Annotated in this window: 16 protein-coding genes and 1 tRNA gene; 5 read left to right on the forward strand and 12 right to left on the reverse strand. The window is 42.2% G+C overall.

Annotation, left to right across the window (positions count from 1 at the left end):
* Positions 1-3: 3 nt before the first annotated feature.
* The 3 genes from VM932_RS08020 to VM932_RS08030 all read right to left on the reverse strand — a co-directional run bounded on the left by VM932_RS08020 (position 4) and on the right by VM932_RS08030 (position 1,683).
* Entirely contained in the window at positions 4-720 is a 717-nt protein-coding gene (locus VM932_RS08020) for an NRDE family protein (RefSeq protein WP_326278284.1), read from the reverse strand.
* Positions 708-1,193 carry a DinB family protein gene (locus VM932_RS08025; protein WP_326278285.1) on the reverse strand — a complete coding sequence of 162 codons (486 nt, stop codon included), beginning with the start codon at positions 1,191-1,193 and terminating at the stop codon, positions 708-710. Before VM932_RS08025 ends, VM932_RS08020 begins: the two co-directional genes overlap by 13 nt.
* Before the next feature lie 316 nt (positions 1,194-1,509).
* Positions 1,510-1,683 carry a hypothetical protein gene (locus tag VM932_RS08030; RefSeq protein WP_326278286.1) on the reverse strand — a complete coding sequence of 58 codons (174 nt, stop codon included), beginning with the start codon at positions 1,681-1,683 and terminating at the stop codon, positions 1,510-1,512.
* A 238-nt stretch (positions 1,684-1,921) separates the two neighbouring features.
* On the opposite strand from VM932_RS08030, the gene VM932_RS08035 reads away from it, so the two are divergent.
* Positions 1,922-4,306: a hybrid sensor histidine kinase/response regulator gene (locus VM932_RS08035; RefSeq protein WP_326278287.1), complete on the forward strand. Its 2,385-nt coding sequence runs from the start codon at positions 1,922-1,924 to the stop codon at positions 4,304-4,306.
* A gap of 338 nt (positions 4,307-4,644) precedes the next feature.
* On the opposite strand, the gene VM932_RS08040 is transcribed toward VM932_RS08035, so the two are convergent.
* Complete coding sequence (locus VM932_RS08040) at positions 4,645-5,445, reverse strand: helix-turn-helix domain-containing protein (protein WP_326278288.1); 801 nt, start codon at positions 5,443-5,445, stop codon at positions 4,645-4,647.
* Between the two features lie 251 nt (positions 5,446-5,696).
* On the opposite strand from VM932_RS08040, the gene VM932_RS08045 reads away from it, so the two are divergent.
* The 4 genes from VM932_RS08045 to VM932_RS08060 are packed head-to-tail and all read left to right on the forward strand — an operon-like array spanning position 5,697 to position 9,775.
* On the forward strand, positions 5,697-7,385 hold the full coding sequence (locus VM932_RS08045; RefSeq protein WP_326278289.1) for a GMC family oxidoreductase: 1,689 nt from the start codon (positions 5,697-5,699) through the stop codon (positions 7,383-7,385).
* A gap of 12 nt (positions 7,386-7,397) precedes the next feature.
* Complete coding sequence (locus VM932_RS08050; protein WP_326278290.1) at positions 7,398-8,483, forward strand: Gfo/Idh/MocA family protein; 1,086 nt, start codon at positions 7,398-7,400, stop codon at positions 8,481-8,483.
* A gap of 33 nt (positions 8,484-8,516) precedes the next feature.
* Positions 8,517-9,071, forward strand: coding sequence for a gluconate 2-dehydrogenase subunit 3 family protein (locus tag VM932_RS08055; protein ID WP_326278291.1), 555 nt, complete (start codon positions 8,517-8,519; stop codon positions 9,069-9,071).
* Positions 9,068-9,775 (forward strand): galactosamine-6-phosphate isomerase, encoded by a 708-nt coding sequence (locus VM932_RS08060; protein WP_326278292.1) that lies wholly within the window; start codon positions 9,068-9,070, stop codon positions 9,773-9,775. Before VM932_RS08055 ends, VM932_RS08060 begins: the two co-directional genes overlap by 4 nt.
* Positions 9,776-10,094: 319 nt before the next feature.
* Here VM932_RS08060 and VM932_RS08065 read toward each other — a convergent pair.
* The 8 genes from VM932_RS08065 to VM932_RS08100 all read right to left on the reverse strand — a co-directional run bounded on the left by VM932_RS08065 (position 10,095) and on the right by VM932_RS08100 (position 18,439).
* Positions 10,095-10,168: transfer RNA gene (locus VM932_RS08065), tRNA-Arg, on the reverse strand.
* A gap of 12 nt (positions 10,169-10,180) precedes the next feature.
* Positions 10,181-10,633 carry a GatB/YqeY domain-containing protein gene (locus tag VM932_RS08070; RefSeq protein WP_326278293.1) on the reverse strand — a complete coding sequence of 151 codons (453 nt, stop codon included), beginning with the start codon at positions 10,631-10,633 and terminating at the stop codon, positions 10,181-10,183.
* Between the two features lie 99 nt (positions 10,634-10,732).
* On the reverse strand, positions 10,733-12,742 hold the full coding sequence (gene ftsZ / locus VM932_RS08075; RefSeq protein WP_326278294.1) for a cell division protein FtsZ: 2,010 nt from the start codon (positions 12,740-12,742) through the stop codon (positions 10,733-10,735).
* Between the two features lie 29 nt (positions 12,743-12,771).
* Positions 12,772-14,100: a cell division protein FtsA gene (gene ftsA / locus VM932_RS08080; protein WP_326278295.1), complete on the reverse strand. Its 1,329-nt coding sequence runs from the start codon at positions 14,098-14,100 to the stop codon at positions 12,772-12,774.
* A 3-nt stretch (positions 14,101-14,103) separates the two neighbouring features.
* A complete protein-coding gene (locus VM932_RS08085; protein WP_326278296.1) occupies positions 14,104-14,823 on the reverse strand; it encodes a cell division protein FtsQ/DivIB in 720 nt (239 codons plus the stop codon).
* The gene (murC, locus tag VM932_RS08090) at positions 14,813-16,162 is read right to left on the reverse strand and encodes a UDP-N-acetylmuramate--L-alanine ligase (RefSeq protein ID WP_326278297.1); all 1,350 of its coding nucleotides are present in this window, start codon (positions 16,160-16,162) and stop codon (positions 14,813-14,815) included. The genes VM932_RS08085 and murC overlap by 11 nt, the downstream gene beginning before the upstream one ends.
* Positions 16,159-17,247, reverse strand: a complete 1,089-nt coding sequence (gene murG, locus VM932_RS08095; protein WP_326278298.1) for an undecaprenyldiphospho-muramoylpentapeptide beta-N-acetylglucosaminyltransferase — start codon at positions 17,245-17,247, stop codon at positions 16,159-16,161. Before murG ends, murC begins: the two co-directional genes overlap by 4 nt.
* Complete coding sequence (locus VM932_RS08100) at positions 17,234-18,439, reverse strand: FtsW/RodA/SpoVE family cell cycle protein (protein ID WP_326278299.1); 1,206 nt, start codon at positions 18,437-18,439, stop codon at positions 17,234-17,236. The genes murG and VM932_RS08100 overlap by 14 nt, the downstream gene beginning before the upstream one ends.
* Between the last annotated feature and the right edge of the window lie 2 nt (positions 18,440-18,441).

Genomic DNA, 18,441 nt, shown 5'->3' on the forward strand with positions numbered 1-18,441 from the left:
TTGTTAAATAGTAAGTTGACTTGGCGAAAATGGTATTTCAAAAAATTTATCGTTCAACAAATCCAAATGACGCATCACAATTTCCCTGTCATCCAAAACAGCCTGGGTTACGCTAAAGGTCTTTAATCCGGATTCGCGATCAATGATAAAACCGTTCTCAAAATCATCATGGCTGTTTGAATGAAAATCGATTACCTCGGGGGCTGTTACCTCCAAATTATCATCCATAAACTTTTGAAACAAGTTGCTCCTGTGTTCGATCACTTGATCGTTGTAAAGTGTGGCAGAGGACCAAATATGGTTTTTAGTTTTATCCAAAGGCCTAAAATATTTCTGATGGCCATCCCACCTGAACTCCAACAACCTGGTGGTGAAGAGGACCAAAGTGAAGGGTTCAATATGGTACAACTCCGTCGTTAAAAGCAAATCAAAGGGGTTTTTGGAAGAAATCACATCCAAAAGCACCAATCCCCGACTTTTGGAGTAATTCCCCGTAGGTGCGTGGTTTACAAAACCTCCATTGAGTAAAACGGCCACCGAACCGTTTTCGTTCAGGGCAAACCAGCTACCCCCAGCTTTTGCGTCCTTTGGAAAGAGAACTTTAACCGAACCTATGGTTTCTTCCCTGGGTTCCATCGCCAAAGGTCGAGAGACATGCTCATCACGGTTCGAGGTGATGATATATTGCCCGCCCCTAGAAATAAAGCTTACTGTGCACATGCTCTTCTATATTGTATGGTAGAGGGCGCCACTCCAAAAGATGCTGGAATTTCTTGGGTGGAAAAGTGTCTAATCCCCACTTTGATCAATGCCTGATGGTGAATCGTATGTTCCAAATTGTACATAACCTCTCTAAAATAATTTGAATCGAGTTGATTCTCCTCACCACCCAGTTCATAGTTCACCTTGATTGCCTTATTTGGTTTCTCCAAATGCTCTTGGATAAAGGTCAACCGTTCCAGGGCAAGCACCAAATCCTCTTCAATCTTTAGATTGCGCTCCCTTCGATCGTATGAAACATTGGCAATATCGTATCCTTTGATCAAACAAAGGTAAAGCTCGATAATATGCCTTGTGTGCTGACCTATGCTGGCGTTGGAAAGGATTTTACAAGACTGGGAATAACAATCTTTGGGCAACTCCGACAGCACTTTTTTGAACTGCTCCAAGGTTTCCAAGGAAGATTTGAACATGGCGTTTGGTTATTTGGTTTCGGATTATTGATGAAATTGAGTATAAGATAGAAAGAATATTCAAATTTTTATTTTCTCCCAGTTTTTATCCGCTTGGGATTTGGGTTTGTTCAGGGATCCGTTCGGCCAAAATTGCAATGTGTTGTTTTTGCCCTGATTGTAAAATAGATAAAGTTTGCCATTCCTTATTTTATACGTTTCTGGATTTACATCGACCTTTTTGGCAGTTATGGCAACCGCGTAGGTGCAATAGGCAAAAAAGCATCGGGGTTGGCAACAAACGACTCCAAATTTGTCCTGTTCAAAAACTTGTACTTTACCCATCAAACACTTGGGCAAACTCTTCTTTCCCTTCTCGTGGATTCTTGTCAAAATAGGAAACCACATCATAACCATTGGCTGCGTAGCCCTTTTTTGTATTGTAATCTATGCTTTGGGAATAGCTCCAAGCACCAAACACTAAAAAAAGAACTACTAAAATTTTGTACATATCATCTAATTGGTCATCCAAAATAAAGTGGAAAGCATCCTAAATCGATTGGTTTAGTCAAGAACCAAGGCGATTCCTTTCAATTTAGATTGTAATTCATCGAGGTTTTTTGAATTACATCTAATCATTGTTAGTTCCCAGAGGTTAATGGTACTAATGACATACCTTGAACGTTTATTGTTTATACCAAAATTATGATTCCGTCTTCCCAAAGGACGGTTTCCATAAAACCTACTTTATGCGCCAGATAATCCCACAAATATGGGTATATGTTTTATTACTGTCCCCCCTTGTTTCCAAGGCACAATTTGATCAAACTGACTTTAATGGCGAAGCTATTTCGCTTCGCTCCGAAACAACTGTTTTATTGGCAGGTCAAAAGGAATACAGTTTTGATGAAATCAGAAACAATCCGAATCTGGAGTTTGTCCCCCTATCGAGCTTAAAGGAAAACCTTGGTTTTTCCAACGACCATTACTGGATGACATTTAGCTTGGAAAACAGGTCATCAAAGTTTAAACAGTATTATCTGGAAACCGCACGGCCCATTACGGATATTGTCAATTTATATCTTGTGGATGGCAACGGCAAGGTGGAGCAACAATACAGTGGCGATAAAATGCCGTTTGCCTCCAAAACCATACAGCATAGGAAATCAATTTTTGACATTGGGCTTGAACCCAACCAAAAAATACAGGGATATATCCACCTAAAAAGCGATGGAGAGGTCGTGATGTTACCGATGCGATTGTACCCAGAGACCAATTTTTTTGTCCTAACCTATAAAGAGCAGGTGTTTTACGGTTTCTTTTATGGCATTTTGATCTTGGCCTGTCTCATTTATCTATTTTTCTTCTTTGCCTTAAAAGATAAGGCATTTGTTTACTATGCCCTTTACGTCCTATTTATTGCCTTGATGCAATTTTCCTTGGATGGGTTTTTCCACCAATATCTCACACCACAGGGCGGTTGGCTCTCCAATAGGGCGGTATTGCTCACTGCCTTTGTATCCCTGTTCTTTTTTGGAAGGTATGGCGACACCTTTCTCGGCTTAAAGAAAAACAGCCCCCTATTGCATAAAACAAACAAGTTTTTTGGTTTTGCCATAATGGTCGGGGTAGCTGCGCTGGCCCTAAGTCCATCTTTCGAATACTGCTATCCGCTTGCCAACGCCATTGGAATTTTGGTACTATTACATATGATAGCATCTATTGTAGTAATGAAGCTAAAAAAGATCAAGGTAGACCCTTATTTTATCATTGGTATCTCCTTTTTGGTCTTAGGATTTATCGTGTTTATTCTCAACAACTTCAACACCATCCCAAATTCATTCTTTACCGACAACGGGGCAAAATTCGGTATTGGCTTGGAGATTGTCTTTCTATCCATTTCCATGATCAACAGGATTCGTGACCTTAGGATGGAAAATGAACAAAATCAAATGCTGGCCCTTCAACGAGCGGAGGATATGAACGAAATAAAATCATCCTTCCTCTCCAATATTAGCCACGAACTTCGGACACCGCTCAACTTGATTATGGGTGTCGCAACCTCACTGCAGGAGAATAAGGAAAAAGAAAATCTGGAAGAGAAGTGTAAAATGCTATTGAGCTCCTCAAAAAACTTATTGGGGTACATTGAGGATATACTGGATTTTACTGAAATTGAAAAAGGCGATCAAGACTTAAAAGAGGTTTCCTTCAATCTAAAATCAACCCTATCCAAGGTTATCAACCTACAAGAAAAAAAGGCCAAGGCCAAAGGTTTGGACTTCAATACCTCAATCTCAAGTGCTATACCAACACAAATTGTCGGAGACAAAGGGAAGCTCGTCCAGATCCTTAATCATACCCTGGACAACGCCATTAAGTTCACCAATCAAGGGAGCGTGGCCATTGATATCGATTGCAAAAAAGATAATGACCGTGCCATCTTAAGTTTTACAATAAAGGATACGGGCATTGGCATCTCCAAAGAAAAGATGAGTACCATATATGAATCCTTTACCAAAAAATCCTTTAGGGATAAACGGGAATTCAGTGGTTTGGGATTAGGCCTGTACATCGTAAAAACGTATGTTGACCTACAAAAAGGAACCGTCAACCTTAAAAACAATGCAAACCAAGGTACTATTTGTGAATTAAGTCTAGGTTTTGAGATTGACGAAGACCAAGCCCTGGCAAGCGAAAAATCAACAACAGCCCCATCCGATATTACTATGGAAACTGGTAACATCCTTTATGTAGAGGACAATAAAATGAACCAGACCGTGGTGAAACTACTGTTCAAAAAGAATTGGGGCAATGCAAAGCTTACGATAGCCAACCACGGAAAAGAAGCACTGGAAATAATGAAGGAAAAGCATTTTGATCTTATTTTGATGGATTTGCAAATGCCAGAAATGGATGGATTTGAAACAACATCAATCATAAGGAACGGGGAAGCTGACTGCGACCCCCAGATTCCCATAATTGTGCTTACCGCGGACAATACCAGCCAAACAAGAAAGAAAATTTTTGAACTAGGCGCCAACGACCTTGTAACCAAACCGGTAAATGGTCCCCTTCTCTTTGCTAAAATGAGCAAGAACGCACCAACCAAAAAAATCAGTAACGTTGCTTGATTTAGACCCGACACAGAAGATATTGTGTCCGTTGTGACCCAGGAAGGATTCGAACCCCATCCGCTAGCCCCTAAGTTTATTGACTTATGCCTTGCCTATGTTGAGTAACTAACCGAATTACAGACCACTATGAGCAATCTCCTTTCGTATAAGCCAAAATTAATCAATAATAATCAAATAGGGTTAAATATCTATCCACGTAAACTGTTAATCGTTTAGTTGAACTTTGGGCATCGTATGGTTTAACTGCCAAGAATAGGTTTTTGGTTAAGAAACAGGACTGGTGCTTTTCTGCTATTAAATTCCGATTACGTATGAAGTTATGGATTTTATGTGTTTTACAAATATTTATGAAGGTGGCTTGCATCGGAAAATCCCCAGTTAAGTGCTACGGTCTCTTGGGTCAGATTAGAATTTTTTAGCTGAAAAGAGGCTCCCTTTACTCGATATTGCAATGCAAAATCAGAAAAGGTCGAACCCATTAGATCTTTGAACAAAGCCGTGAATTTAGTTACGGACATGCGGCAGGCCAAAGCTGCCTCTTTGGTGGTTATGAGCCTTTTTTCTTCAAAAATCAAGCGTAAGGCTCCTTGAATGAAGACTCTATGCCCATGATTTGATTTTTGCAAGGGAACTTTCCATTCTTCCATGAGGGAAAGCAACAATTCAAATAAATATATTTTGGCCCAGTCCGCATCATATTTTTTGGAAAACCTTTGTTGGACTTTTTTTGCCAGATTCTTTATTTCGTCCTTCAAATTTGCTGCTGTCCTAGGTCTATCCATTGGTGGAACCATAAATGTTGAAGTCATATCCCTATCTAAAAAAAGTGTGGTTGCCAAATATCTTGGGTCGATAACAAATACAGCCACCTCACAAGGTGCCTCCAGTATTTCAAAACCATGTGGTTCCCACATATTGCAAAACCAAACCTCCCCTGGCCCTATTTCTATATCGTATCCTAGGTAGGAGCGTTTCATTTTACCTTTCAATACTACTCCCAGTTCGAATTCATAATGCATGTCAAACCAACCTTCTTCCCTGTTTTCATGCCTGTTCAACAAGATTTGGATGGGCTTGTTATCGTCAAGTTCAAAATAAAAGCGTTTAAAATCATCTATCTGTGCTCCTTTTATCATATCCTTTCATGATTTTACAAAAAATATGAAGTAATTTACAAAAAGACACATATAAGAATTGACCATATTTGAAATTAAACTTCAATCAAGGCAATTACAATTTGTTCTTGGGAATGAGTTTATCACTACTGATTAGAAACTCGGACACACAGTAAACCGGAAAATCGAGGTTGTTTTTTGAACGGATTTATTAGTTAGGCACATCTGGTTTATTAACAATCAAATGGAGCATTTCTTAATTATGAATTTTTATGGAACATTTTGATGCCATCGTTATAGGGTCGGGAATATCTGGGGGCTGGGCCGCCAAAGAACTTTGCGAACAAGGTCTAAAAACACTGGTACTGGAAAGGGGTAGGGATGTAGAACATATCAAAGATTACCCTACCATGACCATGAACCCTTGGGATTTTGAACACAGGGGGCAAATGACTAAAAAGTTCCAAGAAGAAAATCCGCTAATTACCAAAGCATCTGGATTTGGCGAAGACACGGCCCATTTTTTTATAAAGGATGTGGACCACCCCTATGTGCAGGAAAAACCATTCGACTGGATACGAGGGTATCAAGTTGGCGGCAAATCCCTGATTTGGGGAAGGGCCTGTCAACGTTGGAGCGATTACGAGTTCAAAGCACCTGAAAAGTACAATTATGGGATAGGTTGGCCCATTGATTATAATGATATTGCCCCATGGTACTCCCATGTGGAGAAATTCATTGGCGTATGTGGTAATAAGGATGGTATTGAGTCCATGCCAGATGGGGAATTTTTGCCCCCCTTCGAACTGAACTGCGTTGAGGAACACATGAAAAGTACACTCGAAGAACATTTCCCTGGAAGATATTTGGTTCAAGGAAGATGGGCACATCTCAGTGAACCAGAACAAACCCATTTGGACCAAGGTAGGGGCAAGTGCCTTTGTCGCAACAAGTGTATGAGAGGATGTCCGTTCGGAGGGTACTTCAGTTCTAACACCTCCACATTGCCCTGGGCCGAAAAAACAGAAAACCTTACGATAAGACCCTTTTCAGTGGTACATTCCATCGTTTATGATGAAGATTCGGGAAAGGCTTCAGGTGTCAAGGTCATTGACACCAACACCAAAGAAGAGTTTATCTTCAGTGCCAGAATTATTTTTGTCAACGCATCGGCACTCAATTCCAATTTGATTTTACTCAACTCCAAATCAAATCGTTTTCCCAATGGTCTGGGCAACGATTATGACTTATTGGGAAGATATATTGGGTTTCATATTTATAGGGCAGGTGCAGGCGGAAAAATCAGCGGATATGAGGACAAATATTATTATGGTTCAAGACCATCCGAATGTATTATTGCCAATTATCGTAATCTAAAGGAACAGGATACCGATTTTCTTGGTGGATATACCATTTTTACAGGAGCTTATCGGAACAGGGCCGAAGAAATCCCAGACGAAACACCTCAACTTGGTGCAGCTTTTAAGCATAAACTAAGTAAACCTGGAAACTGGCAAATCTATATGTACATGCAGGGCGAAACTATCCCAAAAGCATCAAACAGAGTTTACTTGAGTCCAGATAAGACAGATGATTGGGGTATTCCTTTGCTAGTCACAGATGTTGGTTATGATGAAAATGATGAGAAAATGATCAATGATTTTCTTGTGGAAAGTCGTCGCATGCTTGAAAAAATAGGTTGTACCAATATAGTTACACAGGACAACAACCAGGCTCCTGGGTTGGATATCCATGAAATGGGGGGTGTACGAATGGGAAAAGACCCCAAGACCTCTCTTTTGAATGAATACAACCAGATGCATGGATGCAAAAATGTATTTGTGACCGATGGCGCTTGTATGACCAGTACGGGCAATCAAAGTCCATCCATTTTGTATATGGCACTTACAGCGCGGGCGGCAACCTATGCAGCAGCCCAGTTTAAAAAAGGTTTACTATAATAAATTTAGAATATGGACAAAAAAGTCGGAGTGGGACTCGTCGGTTCTCAATTCATATCAAGTATACATGCCGATGCCTTGAGCAGGGTATCGGATGCAGAGATTTTAGCGGTAATGTCACCAACAAAAGGCCATGCCGAAAACTTTGCCAAAAAGTTCAACATTCCCAATCATTTTACCGATTTGGATGAAATGCTGGCAATGCCACAAATAGATATGGTGGTCATTGGCGCACCCAACTATCTGCATTGCGATATTACTTTAAAAATAGCAAAGGCAGGCAAACATGTAGTGGTTGAAAAGCCCTTGTGCATGAACCTTAAGGAAGCCGATTCGATGATCGATGCCTGCAAACAGGCCAATGTCAAGCTCATGTATGCCGAAGAACTTTGTTTTGCTCCCAAATATGTTCGTTTAAAGGCTTTGTTGGACGAAGGGGCCCTTGGAGACCCCGTACTTTTTAAACAATCCGAAAAACACGACGGGCCCCATGCCGACCACTTTTGGGATATTGAACGTTCTGGAGGTGGAGTAACCATGGACATGGGCTGCCATGCCATCCAATTCTTTAGATGGTTGCATCCCAAAAAAAATATAAAATCGGTGTATGCACAAATGATGACCAGTGTGCACGGCGATAAAACAGAAGGTGAGGACAACTCCATTATTATTCTGGAGTTCGAAGATGGTGTAACGGCTGTCATGGAAGAAAGTTGGACCAAACTTGGTGGTATGGACGACAAGGCCGAAATACATGGCTCTGAAGGGGTTGCCTATGCAGATATACTCCAAGGCAACTCCATCCAAACATACAGCAGCAAAGGAGTGGGCTATGCGGTGGAAAAGGCGGGGAACACCATTGGATGGAGCTACACGATGTTTGAAGAGAGTTGGAACTATGGCTTTCCGCAGGAATTTGAACATTTTGTGGATTGTGTCAAAAATGACAAAAAACCCTTGGTGACAGGGGAAGACGGTAAAGCTGTACTGGAAGTGATACTTGCTGCCTATGAATCGGCGGGCACAGGAAAAAAAGTGCAGCTTCCCTTCAAGTCAAATGTGGACAAACCCTATAAATTGTGGAAGAAGGTAAAGTAGTTACATTCTTGTTATTCTAAACAAATCAAAAACATGGAAAGAAGAAATGCCTTAAAACTTACGGCCACCATTCTGGGAGGAAGTGTCATAGGAGCCCAATTCTTTTTGTCGGGCTGTGTTGTGCCCCCCAAGAAAAGGTCTGAAATGGTGACCAATGACGATGTTCACTTTCTTGATGAAATAGGCGAAACCATTCTTCCTGACACAGACGAGTCCCCTGGGGCAAAGGCAGCTCATATTGGAGCATTTATGAAAACAATCGTAAATGACTGTTATAGCAAAGGTGAAGCCTTAATCTTTATCAGTGGTTTGGATAAAATCGAGGAAAGATCCATTGATGGATTTCGAGAATCATTTCTCTCTTTATCGAATGAAAAAAAACTAAATCTACTTACCCAATTTGATGAGGAGGCCAAAAAAGCCACATCTTTGGAGAAGCCCCATTTTTTCACCATGCTCAAAGAGCTTACCGTTTGGGGTTATTTTACTTCTGAGATTGGTGCGACCCAAGCCCTTCGTTACAATCCAGTTCCCGGTAGATTTGAAGGCTGCATTCCCTATACAGATGAAAGCGCTTGGATATCATGAACAACCAATTCTTTGAAGACTATGAAGCGATGAGCGCACATGCGGGCCATATTGTACTCTCAGAACTTAAAAGGAAAGAAAACCTTCGTATTTGTGCAGCTACCGGAAACTCCCCGACAGGGACCTACGAGTTTTTGGCAAGGCAATATTTGAATCGGCCAGAGCTTTTCAAAAAGCTCCATATTGTAAAATTGGATGAATGGGGCGGGCTGCCCGATACACACCCAGGCTCTTGTGAGTATTATTTACAGGAACACCTTCTAAGTCCCTTACATATTCCCAATGATCGATACACTGGTTTTATCACCAACCCACAAAATGCTTCGAAAGAATGTAAAAGGATTCAACAAAAGATTGAAAATGATGGTTTAATCGATTTGTGTATTTTGGGATTGGGGAAGAACGGACATATTGGCTTTAATGAGCCTGATCACCACTTGCAGCCATTTTGCCATGTGGCTCAACTTTCGGAGGCATCACAAAGGCATGGTATGGTCAAGGATTTGGATATAAAACCATCGTTCGGAATGACGCTGGGTATGCAAAACATCCTCTCTGCCAAAAGAATAATCCTCTTGATTTATGGAACGGGCAAAGAAGAAGTACGCTCCAAACTGAAGAAAAAAAACATAACTACCCAATTGCCTGCTACTTTCTTATGGCTTCACCCCAAGGTTGATTGTTTGCAAGTAAAAAGTACCTAGTGGCCCATGAAGGGTTTGGATTGAATCGTTTATTTGAACTTTGTTTCAACTTCAGTTATTAATAGTTACACGTATTTAATCCATTTTAATTGCCTAACAAATGCTCCGAACAAACGAATTTTACCTGCGAAAGTCAAATACCAAGTGTCTTTAATATAGTCAATTACAACCTTATTCGGTTAACACTTTCAAAATAAAATTTTACTAACCGAATTACAAACCAAAAAAGGTCAAATCAAACCATATCATATGATAGCTCAAAAAAGTCAAAACCTTGCAAATCAAAAAGATATGCAAGGTTTTATTTAAACTTAAAAAGTGACCCAGGGAGGATTCGAACCCCCAACCCTCAGAGCCGAAATCTGATATTCTATCCAGTTGAACTACTGGGCCATTTACTATTTATTATGAACTCAATTTTGCTTTGACGATGGCAGAAATGGTCTTCCCGTCGGCCTGTCCGGCCAATTTTTTGGAAACAATTCCCATTACCTTGCCCATGTCTTTCATACCCGAAGCACCAACAGAGTCAATAGCCATTACAACTACTTTTTCTATTTCTTCTTCGGTAAGTTGCTCTGGCAAAAACTTTTCGATAACGGCCACTTGTGCCAGTTCGGGTTCCGCCAAGTCCCCACGGCCCTGTTCTTGGTAAATCGCCGCACTGTCCTTGCGTTGCTTTACCAATTTTTGAACCAGTTTAATTTCGTCTTCCTCGGACAATTCAGCACCACCACCCTTATCGGTCTTTGCCAACAAGATAGCAGACTTAACTGCTCGCAATGATTCCAAGGCAACGGTATCTTTTGCCTTCATCGCGGCCTTCATTTCTGTCATCACCTTTTCTTGCAAACCCATGTGTTCTGATTTAGTTCGCGAAGATAAAAAATAAACCCGTAAGTTTCGCTACTTCCGGGTTTATGCTTTCCATTTAAATGGACATTAATTTAAACACTACTAATCAACATTATCGTGCAAAAAAGAGTTGTTGGAACGCAATTGCAAATCATCATTGCTGTCCTCACCCAATGATGTTCTTGACACCTTTTGCTCCCTTGGAACATCGTTTAGGTCCACTCCTTGGCGTTTGTATGCCGGCTCTTTTTCAATATCGTCTATACTGTTCCTATTATTCTGGAACTTGTAGTTGAAGTTTTTCAACTTTCTTCTGCGCTCATCTGCACGATCCTTCAAAATATCGCTGATGGAACTGTTCATTGGGTCCAGATTATTGATGGTATCTTCGTTTTGTCCAGAACCTTCAATTTTTCCTTCAGCCTTTTTTACGGTTTTCCTCTCAAAAACAAGTTCGTTCTCCACCAGTTTTGGCTCATGGGTTTCCGCTTTGGATTTGGCCCCTGTCAATTTGTTTTCCAACTCCATGTACTCTTGTAGGTCGTATCGGGTCTCACCTTCTTTCTTATATTCCAAAACGGGCTTAACCTCCACATAATCGTTCACTTCCACATCCCCGATACCATCATCCAAGTTAAAGGTTACCGTATGTTCTTTTTCCTCCTCTTCCTCTTCAGGTTGACTGTTCAAGGGCATATCAAAGCTTAAGGTGAACTGGTCCTCACTGCTCTTAGGAGATACTTCTTCAGCATCTTCTACATCAATATTGTTGATTACATTTTTAGCTTCAATGATCACAAAATCATCCTCTACCGGTTCGGCAACCACTTCCTCGTAAAACACATTGAAGTTTCGGATATAGTTGGTCGTTGGGATCAATTCTGGATTCTTGGCCTGCATTTTTGGGGAGGCGTCTTCTTTTCCATCCTCCATATCCAATGTATGCTTCACTACCGTTGGTTCTGGCTCAGGTGCTGGTTCTGGTTCTGGTTCAGCAACCGTTCTTTTTTCCGCTTTAACTTGCTGTACCGATGTAGCTTCGGGAGTTAGGTCTTGTTCTGCTGTTTGCTCATCTTCCAAGGTGTAAAATACCTTTTTGGACTCCGTATTTACAATATTATCCTGCTGATCCACATTAAAACCTGTGGCAATCACCGTTACAGCAATGGCTTCACCTAGATTTTCATCTTCACCTACCCCCATAATGATGTTGGCTCCATGACCGGCCTCAATCTGGATATGATCGTTGATTTCCCCGATTTCGTCAATGGTGATCTCTTGGGAACCGGAAACAATGAGCAACAATACGTTTTTGGCTCCATTGATTTTGTTATCGTTCAGCAATGGGGAATCCAATGCCTTCATAATGGCTTCGGTAGCCCTTGCCGAGCCTGAAGCTGCCGCCGACCCCATAATGGCCGTTCCGCTATTGGAAAGTACGGTCTTGGCATCCCTAAGGTCAATATTCTGTGTGTAGTGGTGGGTAATTACCTCTGCGATACCTCTTGCCGCAGTGGCCAATACCTCATCCGCCTTAGAGAAACCGGCCTTAAACCCAAGATTACCGTATACTTCCCTAAGTTTGTTGTTGTTGATTACAATTAATGAATCCACGTTGGCACGCAGTTTCTCGATCCCAATCTGGGCCTGTTTGTTACGCATGGCACCTTCAAACTGGAAAGGCATGGTAACAATGCCTACCGTAAGAACATCCATTTCCTTGGCTATCTTAGCAATAACAGGGGCTGCTCCAGTACCGGTCCCCCCGCCCATTCCTGCGGTAATGAATGCCATTTTGGTGTTGTTGTCCAGCATAGCCTTTAAATCTTCCATGCTTTCCAAGGCTGCCTGCTCTCCAACCTCGGGGTTGGCTCCCGCACCCAATCCTTCGGTAAGGGTTACCCCCAATTGAATTTTGTTGGATACCGGGCTGTTTTGCAAGGCCTGTGCATCGGTGTTGCAGATTACAAAATCCACTCCATTGATACCGGCCTGAAACATGTGATTGATAGCGTTGCTTCCTCCACCGCCTACGCCGATAACTTTAATTACGTTGCTTTTGTTCTTGGGCAAATCAAAAGCTATGTTGTCAAATTCAGTGTTCTTACTCATGACAGTTTTGTGTTTCTCTTATGAGGTTATTATTCTGCATTGTCCAAAAAGTCCTTCAACTTTTCTGACCATTTGTCAAAAATGGATTTTCTCTCCGTATGCGGAGCCCCATTTGTTTTGGCTCCCATATCGTGTTCTTGGCCTACCAAAACCTCTTCTTCGTGCATCTCTTCTTGATCCACTATGCGGTTTTTCTTTTTGGCCTCCAAGGAATTCATAAGCAATCCAACAGCAGTTGCGTATAATGGACTGGCAACTTCCTCATCGGAGTCACCTGCAAGGTGCTCATTGGGGTAGCCGATTCTTGTATCCATACCGGTAATGTATTCCACCAATTGCTTTAAATGCTTCAGTTGGCTTCCCCCTCCGGTAAGGACAATTCCTGCGATCAATTTTTTCTTTTGTTCCTCGTGCCCATAGTTCTTAATCTCCACATACACTTGTTCCACAATCTCCACGACACGGGCGTGAATGATCTTGGAAAGGTTTTTTAAGGTGATTTCTTTGGGTTCACGGCCCCTTAACCCAGGAATGGACACAATTTCGTTGTCCTTGTTCTCTCCCGGCCAAGCGGAACCAAATTTTATCTTTAACAACTCAGCTTGCTTCTCGATGATGGAGCAGCCTTCTTTGATGTCTTCCGTTATCACGTTGCCTCCAAATGGAATGACGGAGGTATGACGGATGATTCCATCCTTGAAAATGGCAAGGTCTGTGGTTCCACCTCCTATATCGATCAAAGCAACACCGGCTTCTTTTTCTTCCTGACTCAACACTGCATCGGCCGAGGCCAAGGGTTCCAAAGTGATGTTTCCTAAATCCAATCCGGCACTTTTGATGCATCTCCCGATATTTTTTATGGATGACACCTGCCCCACCACCACATGAAAGTTGGCTTCCAATCGACCGCCGTACATGCCCACGGGTTCCTTGATCTCGGATTGCCCGTCCACTTTGTACTCCTGTGGCAATACATGGATAATTTCCTCACCGGGAAGCATCACCAATTTGTACACTTGGTTGCACAGTTTGTCCAGATCTTCATTATCAATTACCTCTTCGGAATTGGGTCGGGTTATGTAATCGCTGTGGTGCAGGCTTCGAATATGCTGACCCGCAATACCCACAACCACGGAACCGATTTTTAGGCCCGAATTCAACTCGGCTTGTTCCACCGCTTGCTGAATGGACGAAATAGTCTGTGTGATATTGTTGACCACCCCACGGTGAACACCCAAACTTTTAGATCGTCCGGTGCCTAAAACCTCTATTTTTCCATACTCATTTTCCCTACCGATGATCGCTACGATCTTGGTAGTCCCAATATCCAACCCAACTGAATAATTACCTTGTTCCATACTTTATATTTTGGTGCAAACCACTTGATTGTTGAACTCCAAACTAACTGTTGCATAATCTTCCAAGGAGTTGTCCTTGGCCGCCTTTGCATAAAAGGCCATAAAATTTTTGAACTTTTTGTTCAAATTGTCCACTCCGCCCAAATTCACCACAAAGTTTTCCATACGCAATTTGAGCTGATACTTTCCTTCGCTTTCAATATGTATGCCGATGACATTCTTCCTTAAAAAATCATCGTTGTTGATATAATCCAAAATCACATAGGCATCCTCAAGGGTTTTCCCTGTAATTTTTCCTGTAATTATCGGAACCCTTGCCGAATGGTGCTTGGATAAAGGCATACGTTCACCCAAATCATCCAAATAAAATTTGGAGACACTTTCCACTCTTCCTATTGGCTTTCGCTGAACGATCTTGGACACAAGCTCCCCGTTTACAGTAAGATAGACCTGGGCGTTTTTGACCATGTCATTGGATAGCACAATCTCCTCTATAGTATTCAAAACTAACTGTTCTTTGGGCGTATTTTCTAGGGCTCCGTAATTTTGTATTAACAATTTATTAACCGCATCTTCAGTTAAATACAAATTGTTTTCACCAACAAATTTTACCGTCACATTCTGGACTGTTCGCTGTTGATTTCTTTGTTCGGCAAAACCGTAAAACGCAACTACGGCCACCGACAAAAATGCCAATTTTATGTAATCCCAATTAATGCGCATGACTCAATACTTTTTTGATTTTTGGCACTTCCAGTCCAATATCCCCTGCACCAAGAGTAACCAAAACCCCTGATTTGCAGTTTCTTACCTCTTCCAACAATGCTGATTTAGAAATCAGCTTTTTATTGGGGTTCTCTATTTTTTCCAATAACCACTGTGAGGTTACCCCCTCAACCGGTTCTTCCCTTGCCGGGTAAATATCCAGCAGGATCACCTCATCAAAATCTGAAAGACTTGAAGCAAAATCATCCACAAAATCCTTTGTCCTTGAGAAAAGGTGTGGTTGAAAGATAACGGTCACTTTCTCACCTGCATGCATTTCCCGTATGGCTTGATGCACCGCACTGATCTCTGTTGGATGGTGGGCGTAATCATCTATAAACACAAAGTCCTTTTCCTTAATCTGATAGGAGAACCTACGCTGCACCCCTTTGAAGGTCCCCAAGGCTTTGGCTAGGCGTTGTGGCGAACAGCCAGTTTGTTCCGCCATCCCAAAAGCAGCCAATCCATTGAGCAAATTGTGCCTTCCGGGCTTATTGAACTTTACATTCTTGATTACCTCCGATGGTGTTATTAGATCAAATATGTAGGCGCCGTGTTCAATTTCAATATTTTCTATGCAGTAATCAGCTCCATCTTCAATGCCAAAGGTGGTGCCTTCCAAAGGAAGACCTTTGCGCACGAACAATTTTCCATTGGGCTTGATCCTACCTACAAACTCCCTAAAAGAGTGTTCCAATTCTTCTTTGGTGCCGTAAATATCCAAGTGATCGGCATCCATGGATGTTACACAAGCCACAGTTGGGGTCAAACGAAGGAACGAACGATCAAATTCATCAGCCTCCACCACCGAATATTCAGTGCCGTCCAACACAAAATTACTGTTGAAGTCCTCCGAAATCCCACCAAGGAAAGCGGTCAACGGCAATCCACATTCTTTGAGCAGATGTGCCAAAATGCAGGTGGTGGTGGTTTTACCGTGTGTACCCGCAACGGCCAAGCAAAAAGAATCCTTGGTAATAATCCCCAATACCTCGGAACGTTTTTTTAGATTGAATCCTTGGCTTTTGTAAAATTGAAATTCTGAATGTGAAGACGGTACGGCCGGCGTATACACCACCAAAGTGTTTGGATGTTTGAAAGTGTCCGAAATCAAATCGACATTGTCTTCAAAATGGACCGAAATGCCCTTTTCCATCAACCCATCGGTAATGGGTGTCGGGGTTCGGTCGTATCCGGCAACCTCCTTGCCCACAAATTTGAAATAGCGTGCCAGGGCGGACATACCTATGCCTCCTATGCCAATAAAATAAACGCTATGTACATCCTTCAAATTCACTTCAACAATTTTTCAATTTCATCCACAATATGCTCCGTTGCCTTGGGCATGGCCATTTTTTTAATGTTTTTTCCCAGTTTGTCCTGAGCCTCTTTCGAAGCCACTAAGTTTGAAAAACTGGTTTCAAATTCGGCATCCAACTCAACTTCCCGTAGCATAATGGCAGCATCCTTGACCACCAAAGCTTTTGCATTTTGGGTTTGATGATCTTCTGCCACGTTGGGCGATGGGATAAAAATCACCGGCTTGCCCACCAAACAGAGTTCCGAAACCGAACCTGCTCCCGCTCTGGATATAATCACATCTGCTGCCGCGTAGGCCAAATCCATTCGGTTTACAAAGGCCGATACCCTTACGGACCCGGAATCGTATTTTTTATACTCCTTATGATATAGTTTACCACACTGCCAAAGGACCTGAAATCCTTGCCCTGCAAAAAATTCGAGCTCTTTTTCAATCAACTGATTGATTCTTCGAGCCCCAAGGCTACCTCCCAAAACAAGAACTGTTTCTTTGTTTCCATCCAGTCCAAAAAAGTTGCTCGCTTCTTGCTTGTTTTCTTTTACATCCACCAAATCGGTTCGGATGGGATTTCCGGTCTTTACAATCTTTTCCTTTGGAAAAAAACGTTCCATACCATCGTATGCCACACAAATTTTTTCCGCTTTTCCCGCCAATAGCTTGTTGGTGATGCCCGCAAAGGAATTCTGTTCTTGCAGTACACAGGGAACACCCAAGCTTTCGGCCATTCGCAACAATGGCCCGCTCGCAAAACCTCCCGTGCCAATGGCGACATGGGGCTTAAATTGTTTCACTATTTTGCGCGCTTCTAACAAACTACTTATCAGTTTAAATGGAAACATGAGATTTTTCAATGTCAGTTTCCGTTGTATTCCACTTATCCACAAGCCTTTAATCTTATAACCGGCCTGCGGCACTTTTTCCATTTCCATTTTGTCCTTGGCTCCAACGAACAAAAATTCCGCATCAGGGTATCTTTTCTTCAGCTCGTTCGCAATGGCCACCGCAGGATAAATATGTCCTCCCGTTCCTCCTCCAGAAAGTATAAACCTATAGTTGTCCACTTAATACTTCTAAAGGGTTCGTTTCATCCATTCCGTGGGATTCCTCCTCCAAATTTTCTTTTCTATTGCTAGCACTTAGTACGATCCCAATTGCCATACAGGTCATCCAAATCGAGGTTCCTCCCATACTGATCAAAGGCAGCGGTTGCCCCGTAACCGGAAATAGCTGTACCACTACCGCCATATTGATGAAAGCTTGGAACACAATCGGCAATCCCACGCCTATCACCAGTAATTTTGAAAAAACCGTTTTGGACGAGTGTGCCACGACCACAATCCGAAATAACAGTAACAGATAGAAAAACAGCAATGCCCCTCCTCCCAACAAGCCATATTCCTCTATGATAATGGCAAAAATGAAATCCGACGTACTTTGGGACAACATATTCTTCATTACGCTCTTTCCTGCCCCCTTGCCCACTACGCCACCTTCGGCAACGGCAATCTGCGCCAAGGTCAGCTGGTGCAGATCATCTTTATCCGCTTGCTCTGGGTGGATAAAGGTTTCTATCCGTGATTTCCATGTCCCCGCCCTGGCCGGTAACACCTCGGGGGCCTTGAAAAGTACAAACAGGAACATGCCCGCAAATACAATCCCTGTTGCTACCATGGCGAACAAATATTTTAAAGGATACCCCCCCAAAAAACACAACACCAACACCATTAAACTGATAATGGCGGCGGTTGAAAAGTTTTCGGGCAAAATCAACAGAACCACAAGGGCGACAGGCAACCAAAGCGGTAAAATACTTTCCTTGAACGTGATTCTTGTATCCTTGATCTTGGTCAGGTACCTGGCAATCCAAATCATCAAGACCACTGCTGCCAAAGTTGATGTTTGAAAGTTTACACCCACCAATGGAATTTTAATCCAGCGGTTTGCGGTCACTCCACCAATGCGTGTTTCCACGGTCAGTGTGTAAATCAACAGTAATATTACAATGGGCATGGCAATTATGGACAGCCCTTTAAAGTAATGTGTAGGTATCTTGTGCACGGCATAAATAATGCCGAAGCCCAAGAACAAGAGCACAGCATGTTTTACCAAATGCCCCAAAGTGGTCCCATCGCCATTGACGTAGACCAAATTGGTACTGGCACTGTACACTGGCAAAAATGAGAAAAGGGCCAAGAGGGCCACTACGCCCCAAATGGCTTTATCACCTTTCAGATTTTTGAATATTGCCAACACGT

The organism is Flagellimonas halotolerans (genome assembly GCF_035818535.1).
In the GTDB taxonomy this organism is placed as follows: domain Bacteria; phylum Bacteroidota; class Bacteroidia; order Flavobacteriales; family Flavobacteriaceae; genus Flagellimonas; species Flagellimonas halotolerans.

Excerpts from the sequence above, each read along its gene's own strand:
- VM932_RS08055 (WP_326278291.1), top strand. The coding sequence starts at position 8,517 with ATGGAAAGAAGAAATGCCTTAAAACTTACGGCCACCATTCTGGGAGGA.
- VM932_RS08025 (WP_326278285.1), bottom strand. The coding sequence starts at position 1,193 with ATGTTCAAATCTTCCTTGGAAACCTTGGAGCAGTTCAAAAAAGTGCTG.
- VM932_RS08035 (WP_326278287.1), top strand. The coding sequence starts at position 1,922 with ATGCGCCAGATAATCCCACAAATATGGGTATATGTTTTATTACTGTCC.
- VM932_RS08085 (WP_326278296.1), bottom strand. The coding sequence starts at position 14,823 with ATGCGCATTAATTGGGATTACATAAAATTGGCATTTTTGTCGGTGGCC.
- ftsA (WP_326278295.1), bottom strand. The coding sequence starts at position 14,100 with ATGGAACAAGGTAATTATTCAGTTGGGTTGGATATTGGGACTACCAAG.
- VM932_RS08045 (WP_326278289.1), top strand. The coding sequence starts at position 5,697 with ATGGAACATTTTGATGCCATCGTTATAGGGTCGGGAATATCTGGGGGC.
- VM932_RS08020 (WP_326278284.1), bottom strand. The coding sequence starts at position 720 with ATGTGCACAGTAAGCTTTATTTCTAGGGGCGGGCAATATATCATCACC.
- VM932_RS08030 (WP_326278286.1), bottom strand. The coding sequence starts at position 1,683 with ATGTACAAAATTTTAGTAGTTCTTTTTTTAGTGTTTGGTGCTTGGAGC.
- ftsZ (WP_326278294.1), bottom strand. The coding sequence starts at position 12,742 with ATGAGTAAGAACACTGAATTTGACAACATAGCTTTTGATTTGCCCAAG.
- VM932_RS08070 (WP_326278293.1), bottom strand. The coding sequence starts at position 10,633 with ATGGGTTTGCAAGAAAAGGTGATGACAGAAATGAAGGCCGCGATGAAG.
- VM932_RS08060 (WP_326278292.1), top strand. The coding sequence starts at position 9,068 with ATGAACAACCAATTCTTTGAAGACTATGAAGCGATGAGCGCACATGCG.
- VM932_RS08040 (WP_326278288.1), bottom strand. The coding sequence starts at position 5,445 with ATGATAAAAGGAGCACAGATAGATGATTTTAAACGCTTTTATTTTGAA.
- VM932_RS08050 (WP_326278290.1), top strand. The coding sequence starts at position 7,398 with ATGGACAAAAAAGTCGGAGTGGGACTCGTCGGTTCTCAATTCATATCA.